This window comes from Acinetobacter chinensis (genome assembly GCF_002165375.2).
Taxonomy (GTDB): Bacteria; Pseudomonadota; Gammaproteobacteria; order Pseudomonadales; family Moraxellaceae; genus Acinetobacter; species Acinetobacter chinensis.
Genome location: NZ_CP032134.1, coordinates 844,683 through 861,048, shown reverse-complemented (window position 1 = coordinate 861,048; position 16,366 = coordinate 844,683). Strand labels below are relative to the sequence as shown.

The following is a 16,366-nucleotide window of genomic DNA, read 5'->3' as shown; positions in this document are numbered from 1 at the left end:
GATGATAATTTCTAAGGTTATGCTGTCATGAGTGAAAAATTGCAAAAAGTACTCGCACGAGTTGGCTTAGGCTCCCGCCGTTATATGGAGGAAGTCATTGCTGCTGGTCGTGTCAGTGTTAATGGGCAGGTTGCTCAGGTAGGTGAACGTATTGAGCCAACAGATGAGCTTCGTATTGATGGTCGTAAAGTTCAGTTTCAGATTGAAGATGAAATCCGCCGTCGCGTACTGATTTACTATAAACCTGAAGGTGAAATCTGCTCACGCAATGATCCTGAATCACGCCCGACTGTATTTGATAATTTACCGACGATTGCCAATGACCGCTGGGTTATGGTGGGTCGCCTGGATATCAACTCTACAGGTCTGTTGCTGTTCACAAATGATGGCGAACTGGCGAACCGCCTGATGCATCCATCGAATGAAATCGAACGTGAATATGCTGTTCGTGTCATGGGTGAAGTGACACCTCAGTTACGCAACAACATGACCAATGGCGTTGTACTGGATGACGGCCCTGCAAAATTTGAATCATTTACTGAAATTGGTGGTGAAGGTATCAACCGCTGGTATCAGGTTGTGGTTAAAGAAGGTCGTAACCGTGAAGTACGCCGTATCTTTGAATCACAGGGTCTGAAAGTCAGCCGTCTGTTACGTACACGCTATGGTACAGTCATTCTGCCACGTGAGCTGCGTACAGGTCGCTGGATGGAATTGGACAAAAATGACATCGACAACCTGGCAAAAGCTGTAGAGTTAAAACCACGTCAGGGTACAGGTCTGTTCGGTATGGCTAAACGCCGTAATGACCGCATGCAGGAAAAACCAATGGCTGCACGTCGTGGCGGTTATCTGCGTCAGCAGCGCCGTGACGAAGGTGAACAGCACTCGGAAGAGCAGCAACAGCGTAACTATCGTGCAATGGGTGACAACAACCGTTTTGACAACCGCAATAACGATAACCGCTTTAACAACCGTGCTCCTCGTCAGGAACAAAGCGATACCCGTGGCGGAAACCGTTTTGAACGCAATGATCGCAGCAATGGCAATCGTTTTAACAGCGAACGCTCTGAGCGTCCTGCAAACCGTTTCAATGCAGATCGCAACAATCGCGGTTATGACAACCAGGAGCGTGGCGAACAGCCTGAAAAACGTAAACCGGTTGTAATTCATAGAGGTTTTAAAAAGTTTTAATTAAAACCTGAATAAAAAAGCCACTGAAAAAAGTGGCTTTTTTGTGCATAAAATAGAACTGATTCCAACTTCACTAAGACTGTTTTGCCTTCCAGAGCGGATACAGTGCCGTTTCCTGCTCAGGCTTGAGCTGAATAAAACTTAAACATGTCTGATCATGCGGATCTTCTCTTAAACTTTCCGCGATTTTCGCTGTAGATAATCCAAAAGGCTCAGCATCCGCATTGGAATAGGCATAGACGATCTTTTCCACACCTGCCATACGCAATGCCGCCAGACACATTGGGCAAGGCTGTCCACTTGCATAGACCACACAATCTTTCAGCGAAGTACTTTTTAGATTTTGCGCTGCCTGACGCAGTGCATTGAGTTCCGCATGTGAGGTTGGATCACCTGTGGTAAGGATCTGATTGACACCTGTACTGATCACTTCGGCATTTTTGACAATCACTGCACCAAAAGGACGACCGCCCTGTTCAACATTGCTCAGTGCCAGTTCCACTGCCTGCTGTAAAAATTTCTGATCACTCATAAAATACCTATCGAACCCACATGTTCAAAACCCAGATGATTCTCAGAATTAAAACACAAAGCCGCGCTGAAATGAGCATCTCTATTTAGCAGAATGACTTAAATACTGACAATTGAACACCGTGCAATAAACATCCATCAACTAAATATCCTAGCTGTTCGACTGACTGAAACAACGCTCTGCTACAGATAACGATAACCTATCGTTTCCACAGCCTTTTTCACTGTTTCTGTTTCATCTACAGGATGCAACATAAATACATAACTGTCAGAATCCATATCCACAAAACCAAGCTTTAAACCCTGTTTCAACAAGACTTGATGATACTGCTCAAAAACACCATCCTCTGAAACCACGGTATCGTCACCCAATAGAGCAAGATCAGGTAATGTTAATTCCAGTTGCCAGTTATCCTTGAGCATACTTTGTAAATGCCACTCCAGATCTGTCACTTCCTGCTTCCAGTCCATAGAAACAAATAAACGGATATTTTCCTGCCATAAATCATCTATCAACTGCCCGATACTGCTGAAAAAATCATCGTCTGTATTTTTCATCTGATGAATATAATCCAGTGCGACACTTTTACGTGGATGCTGTTTCAGACAGATTTCAGACAGTTGCACATACGCCTGTTTCAGATGTTCATCCAGTTCAGAATACTCTTCAGAACATTCATCAGAATCTGCCTCAAGCTCTGACTGCTCAAGCAAAGGACGATTTGCAAACTCAATGGCGGTTTTTTCCTTTAAAACACTCAGGCTGTTTTTAACTTTATGAATAATTTTCTGATCAGTCACTTCATCATGTAAATCAGGAATCTGAAACCATTGCACACCTTGACCTGCCTGACACTGGCGAAGTTCAAGCTGATCACCCAGTTTCGCAATAAAGTAAAACAGTGTAGGAAAACTGGCATCATCCACATCATAAAAAATCAGTGAAACAGGTAGAAAAAAGCTGCCTTCCCGCGTGGTATAGGGAATACCATCCTTAGAAAGTTGCACATAGCGAAAGCAGGCGTTGTCTTTCCCAAACAGTCGCTGAAAAAAACCTGATTCAGGTGTGGAAAACTCATAAAGTCGATGTTCAGCCTGAGTGAAAATTTCATCAAACTCAGATGAACTCAATATCTTCTGATCCAGCACCTGCCCTGCAAGCTGTTCAGATTTATAATAAATTCTGGGCATTTCAGTTAACTTCTGTACTTTTAACTCCCAAGTTAAACAGAAATATCAGGAATATCTATCCATACACTGTGTGGAAAATGTTTTGCCAGATATGTTTTTAAATAATCCGCAGTATCTTTGGAAATCAGCGCGTCCTGAGACTCATCTTTTAGGTTATACGCAAGTGCATAGAGTTCCAAACCACGACTTTTCAATGCTTCCAAACTCAAGATCGTATGGTTAATACTGCCCAAACGCCCTGAGGTCACGAGAATCACAGGCAATTTTCTCTCTACCACATAATCAATTGTGAGCAATTCTGTAGTCAACGGCACCATCAAACCGCCTGCGCCTTCGAGTAATACAACCTCATATTTTTCAGCAAGTTGAGCTGTGGCATTTTCTATTTTTTGAAAATCAATCTCACGACCATCAATTTTGGTCGCCAGATGTGGCGATGCAGGATAAGTAAAAATCTCAGGCATGGTCAGCTTGCTTTCATCTTCAGGAAACCAACCCATGCCCATAATTTCACGGTGCTGTTCAATGTCTTCGGAAATATCCACATTGCCCGTTTGAATCAATTTTTGCGTAATGGTTCTTTTGCCTTGCGCATTCCATAACTTTGCCAGATAGCCTGTGGTATAGGTCTTGCCAATGCCTGTGTCGATTCCACTGATAAAGTAAACTGAACCTGTCATGGCATTCTCCGCGCGATACAATAAATCGGATGATAAGACAAAGGGTATGATGTTTTACCCAATTCACCCTGTGTTAAAAACTGCTGATAATTCAGATAAAAATCCTGCAAACTTTGCTTTGTCCAACGAAAGTTAGAAGCCGTAGCCGTGACACCTGTGGCTTTTAAATGTTGCAAGATTTGCTTTGGATGTTCGAAATTTAAAGCTTCAATCTGTTCTGAAATATGCAGAATTTCAAAACCATTTTTTAGTAGCTTTTCCTGAATATTTTCAAGGCTTAAATAATCCAAGCCCTGCCCTGTTAATGCCTTAATTTCCTGTAAATTCTGCTGACCAAACGTCAAAAAACATAACAAGGCTTGAGGATTTAAACTGTGTCGTGCTTTGGCGAATACAGCGTCCAAATCCCCCATCCATTGTAGAACAGAACTTGAGGCAATCAGGTCGTTATTTTGAGGAAAGTTCAACTGTTCAATATCACCAATCAGAAACTCAATCTGTTGCTGAGTTTGAATCGCTTGAATCTGATCTGACTGAAAATGCTGCTGAACTTCTGAATAGAGATCATTTAAAATCAGATGCTTGATCTGAAAATTTTCAATGAGTAAATGGCTTAAATTACCCGAACCACAACCCATTTCAAAAACCTGATTTAACTGCTTAGGACAATATTGTCTAATTAAATCAAATAATTGCTGTGCAATTTTGCGTTGCACAATGGCATGTTCAGGATAGCTTTGCCCTGCTTGTGCAAAACGCAACGCCACTTGAGTTTTATCAATACGTTGTGGATTTTTCATTGCAATATTCATCATCAGTTCACAACAATGTCACAAGTTGCTCAAGCTCAGATTGCTTGATTTGTGCAGTGAGTGAAATGCGTAAACGTGAACTGTTTTGTGGCACTGTCGGTGGTCGTACAGGCATGATGTAAAAACCAGCATCCTGCAACGCTTTGGCTTTTGCCACTGTTTTGGTAGATTCACCAATAATCACAGGGATAATATGCGAACTCGAAGGACAGTCAAAACCTTGATTAATCACAGCTTGCTGTAAATATATGCTGATCTGTTGTAGATGCTGACGTTGTGAATTTAAATTCAGCACTTTGTGAAAAATAAAATTTGTCCATGCCATACAGATCGGCGGTTGTGCGGTACTAAAGATCAATGGACGCATCGCATTGATCAAATAATCCCGAATAATTGCATGACAAATCAAATATCCACCGACTGAGGCAATCGCTTTACCAAATGTCCCAACCAAAAGATCAATATCGTCAATCACGCCATATTGTTCTGCACAGCCTAAACCTTGCTCACCACGCACACCGATTGCATGCGCTTCATCAACATAGAGCATCACTTTGGAAAATTGCTTTTTGATCCGAACCAGTTCAGCCAAATCCGTTTCATCACCATCCATACTGAAAATGGATTCAGTCACCACAATGATCCGATCAAAGGCTTCATCATCATGATATTTCTGTAAAAGTTGAGTCAGATGTACCAAATCATTATGACGATAACGCACATATTTCGCAGTGGATAATCGGATGCCATCAATTATACTTGCGTGAATCAGTTTATCCGCAAGAATCAAAGTTTTACTGTCAGCAAGTGCAGGTAAAATCCCGATATTCATGTGATAACCACTGTTAAATAACAGTGCAGCACGACCATGAAAAACCAGACTCAAACTCGCCTCAAGCTGTTCGTATTCAGGAAAATTCCCTGTAAGTAAGCGTGATGACGTCGAACTCATCCAGCGTTGATCATTCAGTGTTTCATCAAAAAACTGTTCACGTAATTGCAGGTCAGAATTTAAACCCAAATAATCGTTCGATGCGAGATTCAACATGCGTCGATCATTGATTTGAATATAACGATCCTGCTGAATATTGTTGGTGAATTGACGAAAATTGCCCTGTTGTTTCAGTTGATCCAGTTGTGCTGAAAAATGCTCCAGTAAATGACTCACGATGCATTCTCCATACTGCTTTTCATATTTTTAACGACTTCAACCAGTTGTTCTAACAGTGTTTTTAATTCATTTTCAGAAATAATATAAGGTGGCATCACATAGACCAGTTTGCCGAATGGACGAATCCAGATCCCGCGGCGTACAAACTCTTGTTGCAGGGTTTTCATATCGACACTGAAGGTCAATTCCACCACGCCTATTGCACCCAAAACACGTACATCTCTAACAAAATCGAGCTGTGCCAAAGGCTGTAAATGACTCGATAATTGCTGTTCAATACGTTGAATATTGCTTTGCCAATCCTGTGAAATGAGTAGTTCTGTACTTCGTACCGCCACCGCACATGCCAAGGGATTTGCCATAAAAGTTGGACCATGCATAAACACGCCTGCCTCGCCCTGACTGATGGTTTCCGCTACTTTTTGTGTGGTCAGCGTTGCAGATAAAGTCATATAACCACCCGTCAAACCTTTGCCGATGCACATGATGTCAGGCTCTACGCCAGCCCATTCCCAGGCAAACAGCTTACCTGTACGTCCAAAACCTGTGGCGATTTCATCGAAAATCAGCAGAATATTGTATTTTTCACAGAGCAGTTTGGCTTGACGTAAATATTCAGGATGATAAAAACGCATACCGCCTGCACCCTGTACGATCGGTTCAAGGATTAAGGCAGCAACGCTTTGATGTTGTTCTGCTAAAGTTTTTTCGAGTTCAGCAATATCTAAAGGATTCCATTCTTCATCAAAAGCCGTTTGTGGTGCAGGAACAAAAATTCGGTTCGGTAAACTTGAGCCAAAAATCTGATGCATGCCAGTGACAGGATCACACACAGACATCGCATTCCAAGTATCACCATGATAGCCCGAGCGCGGTGTAACAAAATTAGTTTTCTCTAATTTTCCGAGTGATGACCAATATTGAACTGCCATTTTCAAAGCCACTTCAACTGCAACTGAACCTGAGTCGGCAAAGAAAATTTTATCTAAACTCGGAGGCGTGATTTTAAGTAATAATTTTCCGAGTTGAATCGCAGGATCATGGGTAAAGCCACCAAACATGATATGCGACATATTCTGTAATTGATCAGTCACCGCCTGATTCAGTTCAGGATGGTTATAACCATGTATCGCACACCACCATGACGACATGCCATCAATCAACTGACGACCATCTTCAAGTTCAATGATTGCGCCTTGCGCCCTTTTCACTTTAAAGGTCGGCAAAGGATGAGTCATAGAAGTATAAGGATGCCAGATGTGTTGTTGATCAAATGCCTGATCACTAAATTGATCATTCAACGAATCACTGAACGTTTGATTTGATTCAGTATTTGAATCGGTCATCCTTAACTTCCTTTATCTCTCACAACAGGATTAAAACTTTTCCTCATTCACATCTCTTTCTCTCCCTATGAAAAATAAAGGGGGATTCAACAAAGATGGAAAGTTTTATTTGAATGTTTTGAATCTTAAACCTGCATGAATGATAAATAAATTGCGAGATGCACCACTTATCAGGATGTTTGCTTTATTTTTTGTAAATATTGGCAGATTTTGTCAGTAATTAAGTCAATTTGGAAAACAGGCAAGCCATGTGAGCCACTGATTAACTCAGCGTCTAAAAACTTTGCATCTAAATTTTGAAGATTATCCAAAACTTTGTAACTAACTAAGTAATCCTGCTTTCCAAAGATATGGTACTGATAACCTGCATAATTATTCAATATATTGACAAGATTTAAACCCTCTAACAGGTTTAGTCCATCCTGTAACAGTTCTATTTTCTGCGCCTGAATCAAACTTTGCAACTTTACAAAATCTGCTTTGGTACTTTCCACACCCTGGCAGACCATGTAGCCAAATTTCTTTAAGGTCGTGATAGCGTCAGTTTCAAAGGATTGTTTAAAACTTTGGAATGTCGCTTGTGGCATTGCAGTTTGCCACACATCATTGGCAACAAAACATGGATTGGATGCTAAGGTAATCAATACTTTGTGTTGTTGATATTGTCTGGAAATCTGATCAACCAACAGCGTCGCAAGTTGCCCACCCAAAGACCATCCAATAATCACATCAAACGCTTTGGCTTTTTCAGTTTGCTGTTGTAATTCTGCATCATCCAAAGCATTAAAAATATTGATCAGTTCAACTTCATGTCCCTGATTCTGTAAAGCCTGTTGTAAGGCGCTGAGTAGTTTAGTACCACCGCCCCAGCCTGTAATGAGTAAAATTTTTTGGTTCAAAGTGACTCCATTATGAAAATGATTAACTATTTTCAGCACAGCCTTAACTTACCAATCTAATTTTGATTAAGACTGCGTAGGCAATGCCTCACTTTTGAAGGATCAAAAGTGACAAAAATCCTCTGTTAGACATGAGCAGTATTACTGTGCAAGATATCCATGATACCCTTGTCTAACGGCGACATCCATGTCGCTTAACGCGATAGCAATTTTCTTCAATCAAAAAGATAGTTACATACATACCGTCTTAAATCTATCCATCGTAAATACCAGCATTTCGCATTTCACATTTCACATTTCGCATTTCGCATTTCGCATTTCGCATTTCGCATTTCGCATTTCGCATTTCGCATACGATCTAAAATTTGCTAAGATCAAAACAGCTTAAATGTAGGAAAAACCTGTGATGAAATTCGTTAAACTCGTAAGTATGAGTCTACTTTCCATTTCTACATTAGGCATGTTCAGTTTCGCCCAGGCTGAAAACTCGGTCTTTTCCAAAGCAGATTCAGATCAGAAACAATGGGTAGGCAAACCTGCACCAGCCTTTAAACTCCAGGATCAAAATGCAAAATGGCATGAACTGAGTCAGTACAAAGGTAAATGGGTCGTACTCTATTTCTACCCAAAAGATAACTCACCAGGTTGCACCCAGGAAGCCAATCAATTCAAAAACTTATATCCACAATTTATCAAAAATAATGCAGTGGTTTTAGGCGTAAGCCTGGATGATGTCCAGTCACATCAAAAATTCTCTGAAAAATTAGGGCTGAATTTTCCAATCCTTGCAGATAACAATCATCGACTCGCACAGCAGTTTGGCATTATCCGTAATTTAGGAATCGCTAAAATTGCAAAAAGAGAAACTTTTCTGATTGATCCCCAGGGAACAATTGTCTACCACTACAGCAGTGTAAATACACAGACGCATGCTGGACAGGTTCTGGCAGATATTCAAAAGTTTTCGAAAAAATAGCCCATAAAAAAAGCCTTTAGATTGATCACCTAAAGGCTTTTTTCACCTCGTCTTAACTTTTTCCTCAAGGAAAATAAGCAGACGAAAGAATCTTACATCTGAGACTGAATATAGTTCTGTAGACCAATCAACTCAATCAAGCGCATCTGCTTTTCCAGCCAGTATGTATGATCTTCTTCAGTATCCGACATTTGCTGACGAAGCATATCACGGGTCACATAATCGCCATGTTCTTCAGCAAGTTTTACACCTTTCGCCAGTTTGTCACGGACATGATATTCAAGTGCAAGGTCAGCTTTCAGACATGTCACAACATCGGTACCGACTTCGATGTCATCACGATCCATGTTTGGCGTACCTTCAAGGAACAGTACACGGCGGATCAGCGCATCAGCATGAGAAGCTTCTTCCTGGCTTTCATGGTCAATACGTTCGAAAATTTTGCTTAAACCCCAGTCTTCATACATACGGGAATGAATCAGGTATTGATCACGAGCAGCCAGTTCGCCACCGATCAACATGTTTAGATAGTCTATGACTTCTGGATTGCCACGCATTTCAAAAACTCCATACCCTTTTGTATTATTATGGACAACTTTCGACTGTTTTGCAAAATTTAATATGTGTAAGTTTATGATTTTTATAAAATTAAAATGAGAAACATACGCATTTGCAGTTTTAATAAACAATTTTCCATATAAAAAATAAACCTTTGCAGAATCTGATTGAATCTGCAAAGGCATTCTGGCTCAAAAATTGTGATTGATTCTTTTTGTAACTATTAACAATGCTTCTTATTCACCGCACCTTGTGTAATTAAAAATGCCTTAATCACGCTTTGCTGCCCACAGTGAGCCAGGTTCTGCATGTCTCATCCGTGTATTTGCCTGCTGATAAAACCGTATAAATGCCAGCGCAAAAATAATGGCAAAAATATCAATCCACCACAGAAAGGAAGATGTTACCCATAGCCCAAGGTCAGGCATGATCAATGCCACAACCGATGTTAAAGGAATCAGCAACAGGATCACTGCAATCATCAGATGCAAGTGCGGTAATGCACGTGCAGCACCTGCGACAAAACTGTAAAGCAAAGCCAGTAAAAACACCGCATAGTAGCTGTATATAAACCAGTGGTTCAGACTGCCAGGGTTTGCCGTAAAAACATAAGCCCAGCGTCCAAGCAACAGACTGACAGAAACTGCCAGTACACAGCCCAGACAGGCACCGATGGTCAGACTCGCCACAAAACGGACATCCTTGCGCTGTTGTGGTACGGGCAGATTCGGATTCTTCTGTCTTCTGATACGTGACTCTATCCATAGAATATTGCCTGAATAAAACAGAAATGCGCCACCAATTCCCAGGATGACATACATCCATCGGGTAATGTCACCCCCATAGTTACCAAAATGCAGACTGAACATGGAGCGGATGACTTTATCCATAGCAGAACTGTCTGTGTTCAGGTTACGAGTACTGAAAGGCTTTTCCTGATAAGGATTGAACATCATGACATCAAAACGGTCACCCCTTAACATCTGATCAGGACTGTACAGACTGGCTCTGGCAGATGCTTTTTCAGGATGATCCAGGTGATTAAAACTGATGGAGGAAATCTCATAACCCGGTGCCTGCTGCTGGATTTTTGCCAGTATTTTTTCCACATCCAACTGTGGGGCAGGTTCTGCAATCTGTGCAGCAGGTGGTCGTTCAAACAGCGGCTTACCCTTACTGACCAGTTGCCCAATACCATCATAAAACAAGTCATGAAATGCAAAAACAATAACCGTAACACTGATCAGAATATGAAAAGGTAAACTGGTGATTCCCACAACATTATGCGCATCCAGCCAGAAACGTTTCTTGTTTTTACCCTTACGGATGGCAAAATAATCTTTCACCAGTGTCGGCAACAGCACGATCAGCCCAGTCATGATTGCAAGAAAATACAGAACAGCAACCACACCCATGACATACACACCCAGAGTGTGGTGTCCGAGCATGCCAGGTATGCCACCCGTTTCATGCAACTGCTCAATGAGCCAGCCAGCTTTGGACAGATCCTCCTGCCTGACCTGTAAGGAACCATCAGGATTCAGTGTCGCAAGCATACTGTTCTGATGCAGATCAAAATCATGATCATCCCTCTCAGCTTTTTTGTCCGAAATCCACTGGATGGGTGCGTTATAAAATTCTCTGGAATTTACATTAATCTGAAAACTTTTCTTTGCTTCAGGATACTTCTGCTGAACCTGCTCAATCAGTTCATTGTACTGATTCTGATGTACAGCACTCAGGCTTTGCTGAGGAGGAGTCGCCCATTTACTTAAGTCATGCTGAAACATGCTCAGCCCACCTGCAAAAAAGCAGATAAACAAAAGAATCCCTGCGCTGATGCCGACCCAGGTATGCAGCTCTTTGGACAGTCGAAGAATATCGGTACGGACTTTCATACAAACTTAACCCCTCAACCAGAACACAAGGCTGTACGCAATCACATTCAGCAGCAGAAAAATCAAAATCGCCTGCCAGCCGCGTGGAATATAGTAAGCCACAAAAAACAAAGGCAACCAGATCCAGGGAATCGACCACATACCAAGCTGAGGCGCAATGCCCTTTTCAATGTGGTTCAGCCCCCACATGGTGATCAGAGCAGAACAGGCAAAAGCAAAACTCAGCCCCAGCAATGCGCCTGCAAAGGTTTTACTCCACCAGTCAGGTTGAATCTTTTGCTGAGTCAGCGCTTTCATGAGGAACATACCTTTTGAACAGAGGAATAAAGGGAAGAAATGACCATGCCACCAGTAAAGTCATGAGCCACATGCAGACCGCCACAAGTTTCGGCAGTACAAATAAAAAGACTGGCAACGCCAGTAAAATAAAAATCAGACCTGTATAGCGGTATGATCGTGGCAGAAACTGCCTGAATATCTGCTGATTGGGATGACTGAGATAGATCAGCAGACTCCCTGTGAAACCCAGCAGGAAAGCAAGTATTTTCATGTTGATTTTCCATCAATACATACAGCTGAAAACAGAAAAAGCCCATTACATGGTAATGGGCTGATCAACATCAGAAATCGAAAGTAACACCGACTTTATAGGTACGTGCACCACCTACAACCACGTAGTCAGGGTTGAAAATACCTTCCCAGTATTTTTTATTGGTGACATTATCAACATTGGCAAGGAAGGTTGTATTCACCCCACCCACTTTTGTTTTATAACGGGCACCTAAGTCCCAGATGGTGAAATCAGGCAGCTCCAGGTTATTGCGGTTATTTGTGTACTGTTCACCCACGTAACTGGCACGGGTATTTACACTCAGCCCATCCACAAATGGAACTGCATAATCCAGACCCAGTGTCGCAGTCCATTCAGGTACGCCATAAATTTTCTTACCTGAAACGTCTTCGTCCTTGCCTGAAATTTTCGCTTTACCCTTGGTGTACTCTGCGTCGGTATACGCCACACCACCCATCAGACTGAGATCTTCCAGCACTTTACCTGAAAATGCCCACTCGACACCGCGTGAACGGGTTTCCACACCATCTGTTGTCTGCTGTGTTTTACCATTGGCATCTTTAGGAATACTGACCGTCATCACACCCGGTTTTTCAATCTGATATAAAGCAAGAGTATTTAACCAGCTGCCTTTCTGATATTTCGTACCGAACTCATACTGCTTGGTCTTAAACGGTGCAAAGGTCACCTTGTCATTAACATCATTAACATTGTTGACTGTTGAACCTTCGGTCAGACCTTCAACATAGCTGGCATAAAGGGACAGATCTTCTCCAAATGGTTTAACAACAATACCCAGGCTTGGTGATACTTTATCTTCGTTATAGTTTGTTTTATTAACCAGGTTGCGGGTATCAATGTCCTGATAACGCAGACCTAAAATCAGCTGAAGTTTATCATCCAGTACAGACAGCTGATCGGTCAGGCTATAACTGGTATATTCATTGTCCGCCAGCGGCACAATATTTGGTTTTGTCAGCGGCATATTACCCTGGCTTGAAGGGTTGTAGATATTGGTCTCAAAATCAACCTGTGCAGCCCCACGCCCTTCATGCTGGTTTACTTTGCGCTTTAAATAATCAGTTCTCAGTCCAACCGTATGTTTGATTGCACCCGTATTAAATTTAGACTCAATCCCTGCATTGGCAGCCGTATTTTTTTCATTTGCACCGACACGGTAATACTGTGAAGTTGCTGTACCATCTTCCTTACCAACAATCATCCTCGTTCCGAACAGGTGTCCTGCATATTCTTTTTCTGCATAACCCACCCCTGCATAAGCTTTCAGGTCAGGTGTAAAAGCATACTCTCCTGACAATCCTGCAAATTTACTGTCCGTGTTACCGCTCAGATGTGGAAAATAGTTCAACCCACCCTTTGGTGCAGCCAGGATATGGTCCACACTGCCATACTTATTTTTTACATCGGGTCCCATTGCAATCATTGCCGGTGAACCACCTTTACGGTCTTCACGAATTGCGTAGGAATCAAAATTGATTTTTAGTTTGTCTGTGGTGTAATCCGCTGCAAGAGCACCAGAAGCATGGCGGTCTTCCATACCCTCAATGATATGCTCACCGTCTCCATAGACACCATTTACACGGACACCGAACTCTTTGCTTTCACCAAAACGACGTGAAAAATCAAAGCCCGATTTATAGTAACCACCATCTTCATACATGGCAGAAACCTGTGTACGGTCTTTGTCTGCACGTTTAGAGTTTGCAATCACAACCGCGCCTACACTGCCGGTTGGTGGTACACCCGCTACAAGCGCATTAGGTCCTTTAAGGACAGTGACTGTTTCAAGAAACTCCGTCGGAACACGACCATAAGGCGCCATGCCATAAAAACCGTTGTAATTCATGTCTTCATGGTTGACATCAAAACCACGGATTTTAAAGTTTTCGTTTAAATGCCCCTGATTTGAAGTAATCCGGATACTGGCATCATTTTTCAGGATCTGCCCAACCGTTGCCGCCTGCTGCTGTTCAATCAGCTCTTTCGTATATTCAGTCACGGTATAAGGTGTATCGACAACCTTCCGCTCACCAAGAATACCCAGTTTTGTTTTCTCAGCCAGTTTGCCATCTGCAAAACCCTGCGGATCTGCCTCTGCTTTTGTTTTAATTACAGGCAGTACATGCCCCTCATCTGCCCAGATCATCTGACTGAAACAGCCACCCATCATGATCAGCCCAACAGAACTCACCAATATTTTTTTAGAGAATACTTTCATACCAGAATAATTTACGAGTAATAATGAGAATGATTATTGTATACATAATCACCTTTGTTAATAATTGTGTTTTTTAATGTTATTTTAAGGTTTGATCTGTTTTGCAAATGATTATTATTCTCAATAACATATATTAAAAAACTCAGCATTCCTGCTGAGCTTCCATAAAACTTAAATTTGACAAAAAAAATCAGTTCTGTCCGTATTCCTGCATCAATGCCAGAAACTCCTGTTCATTCAATACAGGAATACCGAGTTTTTCAGCTTTTTCCAGTTTTGAACCGGCTTTTTCACCAGCCACAACACATTTCGTTTTTGCTGAAACACTGCCACTGACCCGAGCTCCCAAAGCCTGCAGCATCTGAGTCGCATCATCACGTCCCATTGTTGCCAGTGTTCCTGTAATCACCCAGCTTTCACCGTTTAAAGGCTGACGGGTCGGTGCAACCGGTGCATCCCAGTGAATGCCCGCAGCAATCAGACGATCCACAACTTCCAGGTTATGTTCAGCCTGGAAAAAGTCAATAATCCACTCCGCTGTAATATCTCCAACATCCGGCGTTTTTTTCAGGGCTTCCAGATCAGCATTGCGCAGTGCATCCAGCGTCTGGAAGGTATTGGCAAGCATACGTGCTGTTGTTTCACCAACACCGCGTATTCCCAGGGCATAAATAAAAGCAGCAAATGTGGTCTTTTTGCTCGCTTCAATGGAGTCAATCAGGTTCTGAACTGACTTTTCACCCATTTTTTCAATGCTGAGCAGTTGTTCACGATGTTCATGCAGATGATAAATATCGGCAACATCCTTGAGTAAATCCAGGTGCAGCAATGATTCAGCCCAGCGGTCTCCCAGACCTTCAATATCCATAGCTTTACGGGAAACAAAGTGCCGAATCGCTTCTATCCGCTGAGCAGCACAGTACAGTCCACCCGAGCAGCGTGCCAGTGCCTCACCCTCAGGCATCACGACTGGTGAAGCACAGACAGGACACTGAGCAGGAAGTTCAACCTCGACGGCATCTGCAGGACGGAATTCAGGCCAGACTTTTTCAACTTTAGGAATCACATCACCACTGCGGTAGACACTGACGGTATCGCCAATACGCACATCCAGGCGATGAATTTCTCCAATGTTATGCAAAGTCACATTGGAAACTGTAACGCCACCCACTGCAACCGGATTCAGACGTGCTACAGGAGTAACTGTTCCGGTCCGTCCTACCTGCCAGTCAATATTTTCCACTGTGGTCAGTGCTGCAACTGCAGGGAATTTATAAGCCGTTGCCCAGCGTGGTTCTCTGCTTAAAAAGCCCAGCTGTTGCTGTTGCTTTAAATCATCCACTTTGATGACCATGCCATCAATTTCCACCAGCAGCTCAGGACGTTCACGGTTGATCTGCTCATATTTTTCCTGCACCTCCTGGATGGAGTCACAGACAAAATGACGCTCTCCGACAGCAAAACCAAACTGAGTCAGCCACTCCAGGCTGGCAGACATGGATGTCAAACCATGATTGGGTTCACACTGAGCGATACCATAAGCATAAAATGCCAATGGACGGGATGCAGCAACCGCAGGATCAAGCTGACGCAGACTGCCGGCTGCGGCATTTCGCGGATTAGCAAAGGTCTTTTCACCTTTGGCTTCATTTTCTGCATTCAGCTTCTCAAAACCTGCCTTAGGCATCAGCACTTCACCGCGGACTTCGAGTAAGCGTGGTACATCCACTTGATCTGAACTTAAGACTTTAGGCAGATTACGAATGGTCTTCACATTCTGAGTAATGACCTCACCCGTTTCACCATCACCACGGGTCACACCACGAATCAGCACACCATTTTCATACCACAGCGAAATCGCCAGTCCATCAAATTTCAGCTCGACATCGTACTGAATCTTCTGGTTGGGCAGGCGTTCCTCAATACGGCGGGCAAATGCAAAAAGTTCTTCCTGATTGAATACATTACCAAGTGACAGCATAGGTACGGTATGGGTAATGTTTTCAAATTTTGATAAAGGTTTCCCCCCAACCTGGCTGACAGGTGAGTCAGGCTGAACCAGTTCAGGATACTGCTGTTCCAGCACCTTTAATTGATGAAAAAGCTGGTCATATTCACTGTCTTCAATCTCAGGCTGATCCATCACATAATAAGCATGATTATGCTTTGCCAGCAACTGAATGAGCTGACGCATCTGTTGAATGACAGGATTCTGTTCCATATATATTTCACCATTAAAAAAGGGCGGTTAGTTCCGCCCCTGAAATCTTTACTGAATACTATTATAAAAGTGCTGCTTC

14 protein-coding genes and 1 pseudogene are annotated in these 16,366 nt (G+C 42.6%); 2 read left to right on the top strand and 13 right to left on the bottom strand.

The annotated features are described in order from the left end of the window. Positions 1–27: 27 nt before the first annotated feature. Positions 28–885, top strand: a pseudogene (gene rluB, locus CDG60_RS04945) (23S rRNA pseudouridine(2605) synthase RluB); the annotation flags it as partial. Positions 886–1,267: 382 nt separating this feature from the next. On the opposite strand, the gene CDG60_RS04940 reads toward rluB, so the two are convergent. The 7 genes from CDG60_RS04940 to CDG60_RS04910 form a co-directional block, all read right to left on the bottom strand. Next, positions 1,268–1,726 (bottom strand): nucleoside deaminase, encoded by a 459-nt coding sequence (locus CDG60_RS04940; protein WP_087513426.1) that lies wholly within the window; start codon positions 1,724–1,726, stop codon positions 1,268–1,270. A gap of 182 nt (positions 1,727–1,908) precedes the next feature. Beyond that, entirely contained in the window at positions 1,909–2,916 is a 1,008-nt protein-coding gene (locus CDG60_RS04935) for a DUF6630 family protein (protein WP_087513425.1), read from the bottom strand. Between the two features lie 32 nt (positions 2,917–2,948). Beyond that, complete coding sequence (bioD, locus tag CDG60_RS04930) at positions 2,949–3,596, bottom strand: dethiobiotin synthase (RefSeq protein WP_087513424.1); 648 nt, start codon at positions 3,594–3,596, stop codon at positions 2,949–2,951. Next, on the bottom strand, positions 3,593–4,396 hold the full coding sequence (bioC, locus tag CDG60_RS04925) for a malonyl-ACP O-methyltransferase BioC (RefSeq protein ID WP_087513452.1): 804 nt from the start codon (positions 4,394–4,396) through the stop codon (positions 3,593–3,595). Before bioC ends, bioD begins: the two co-directional genes overlap by 4 nt. A 19-nt stretch (positions 4,397–4,415) precedes the next feature. Continuing rightward, on the bottom strand, positions 4,416–5,576 hold the full coding sequence (locus tag CDG60_RS04920; RefSeq protein ID WP_171405427.1) for an 8-amino-7-oxononanoate synthase: 1,161 nt from the start codon (positions 5,574–5,576) through the stop codon (positions 4,416–4,418). Continuing rightward, positions 5,573–6,817, bottom strand: a complete 1,245-nt coding sequence (bioA, locus tag CDG60_RS04915; RefSeq protein WP_264757153.1) for an adenosylmethionine--8-amino-7-oxononanoate transaminase — start codon at positions 6,815–6,817, stop codon at positions 5,573–5,575. Before bioA ends, CDG60_RS04920 begins: the two co-directional genes overlap by 4 nt. A 278-nt stretch (positions 6,818–7,095) precedes the next feature. Further along, positions 7,096–7,824 (bottom strand): alpha/beta hydrolase family protein, encoded by a 729-nt coding sequence (locus CDG60_RS04910; RefSeq protein ID WP_087513422.1) that lies wholly within the window; start codon positions 7,822–7,824, stop codon positions 7,096–7,098. 406 nt (positions 7,825–8,230) lie between these two features. On the opposite strand from CDG60_RS04910, the gene CDG60_RS04905 reads away from it, so the two are divergent. After that, positions 8,231–8,800 (top strand): peroxiredoxin, encoded by a 570-nt coding sequence (locus CDG60_RS04905; RefSeq protein WP_087513421.1) that lies wholly within the window; start codon positions 8,231–8,233, stop codon positions 8,798–8,800. A gap of 92 nt (positions 8,801–8,892) precedes the next feature. Here the strand turns inward: CDG60_RS04905 and ftn are convergent, their stop codons facing one another. The 6 genes from ftn to ligA all read right to left on the bottom strand — a co-directional run bounded on the left by ftn (position 8,893) and on the right by ligA (position 16,287). Next, the gene (gene ftn, locus CDG60_RS04900) at positions 8,893–9,357 is read right to left on the bottom strand and encodes a heteropolymeric bacterioferritin subunit Ftn (protein WP_087513450.1); all 465 of its coding nucleotides are present in this window, start codon (positions 9,355–9,357) and stop codon (positions 8,893–8,895) included. Between the two features lie 270 nt (positions 9,358–9,627). Beyond that, positions 9,628–11,256, bottom strand: coding sequence for a PepSY-associated TM helix domain-containing protein (locus CDG60_RS04895; RefSeq protein ID WP_087513420.1), 1,629 nt, complete (start codon positions 11,254–11,256; stop codon positions 9,628–9,630). A gap of 6 nt (positions 11,257–11,262) precedes the next feature. Further along, positions 11,263–11,553, bottom strand: coding sequence for a hypothetical protein (locus tag CDG60_RS04890; protein WP_087513419.1), 291 nt, complete (start codon positions 11,551–11,553; stop codon positions 11,263–11,265). Further along, a complete protein-coding gene (locus tag CDG60_RS04885) occupies positions 11,519–11,806 on the bottom strand; it encodes a hypothetical protein (protein WP_087513418.1) in 288 nt (95 codons plus the stop codon). Before CDG60_RS04885 ends, CDG60_RS04890 begins: the two co-directional genes overlap by 35 nt. Before the next feature lie 70 nt (positions 11,807–11,876). After that, complete coding sequence (locus CDG60_RS04880) at positions 11,877–14,066, bottom strand: TonB-dependent receptor (protein WP_087513417.1); 2,190 nt, start codon at positions 14,064–14,066, stop codon at positions 11,877–11,879. A 190-nt stretch (positions 14,067–14,256) separates the two neighbouring features. Then, positions 14,257–16,287, bottom strand: coding sequence for an NAD-dependent DNA ligase LigA (gene ligA, locus CDG60_RS04875; RefSeq protein WP_087513416.1), 2,031 nt, complete (start codon positions 16,285–16,287; stop codon positions 14,257–14,259). Positions 16,288–16,366: the final 79 nt, after the last annotated feature.

What these genes read in the sequence shown, in the direction of transcription:
- ftn (WP_087513450.1), bottom strand. Translation starts at nt 9,357, where the DNA reads ATGCGTGGCAATCCAGAAGTCATAGACTATCTAAACATGTTGATCGGT.
- CDG60_RS04905 (WP_087513421.1), top strand. Translation starts at nt 8,231, where the DNA reads ATGAAATTCGTTAAACTCGTAAGTATGAGTCTACTTTCCATTTCTACA.
- CDG60_RS04890 (WP_087513419.1), bottom strand. Translation starts at nt 11,553, where the DNA reads ATGAAAGCGCTGACTCAGCAAAAGATTCAACCTGACTGGTGGAGTAAA.
- CDG60_RS04895 (WP_087513420.1), bottom strand. Translation starts at nt 11,256, where the DNA reads ATGAAAGTCCGTACCGATATTCTTCGACTGTCCAAAGAGCTGCATACC.
- bioA (WP_264757153.1), bottom strand. Translation starts at nt 6,817, where the DNA reads ATGACTCATCCTTTGCCGACCTTTAAAGTGAAAAGGGCGCAAGGCGCA.
- bioC (WP_087513452.1), bottom strand. Translation starts at nt 4,396, where the DNA reads ATGAAAAATCCACAACGTATTGATAAAACTCAAGTGGCGTTGCGTTTT.
- CDG60_RS04940 (WP_087513426.1), bottom strand. Translation starts at nt 1,726, where the DNA reads ATGAGTGATCAGAAATTTTTACAGCAGGCAGTGGAACTGGCACTGAGC.
- CDG60_RS04935 (WP_087513425.1), bottom strand. Translation starts at nt 2,916, where the DNA reads ATGCCCAGAATTTATTATAAATCTGAACAGCTTGCAGGGCAGGTGCTG.
- bioD (WP_087513424.1), bottom strand. Translation starts at nt 3,596, where the DNA reads ATGACAGGTTCAGTTTACTTTATCAGTGGAATCGACACAGGCATTGGC.
- CDG60_RS04880 (WP_087513417.1), bottom strand. Translation starts at nt 14,066, where the DNA reads ATGAAAGTATTCTCTAAAAAAATATTGGTGAGTTCTGTTGGGCTGATC.
- CDG60_RS04885 (WP_087513418.1), bottom strand. Translation starts at nt 11,806, where the DNA reads ATGAAAATACTTGCTTTCCTGCTGGGTTTCACAGGGAGTCTGCTGATC.
- ligA (WP_087513416.1), bottom strand. Translation starts at nt 16,287, where the DNA reads ATGGAACAGAATCCTGTCATTCAACAGATGCGTCAGCTCATTCAGTTG.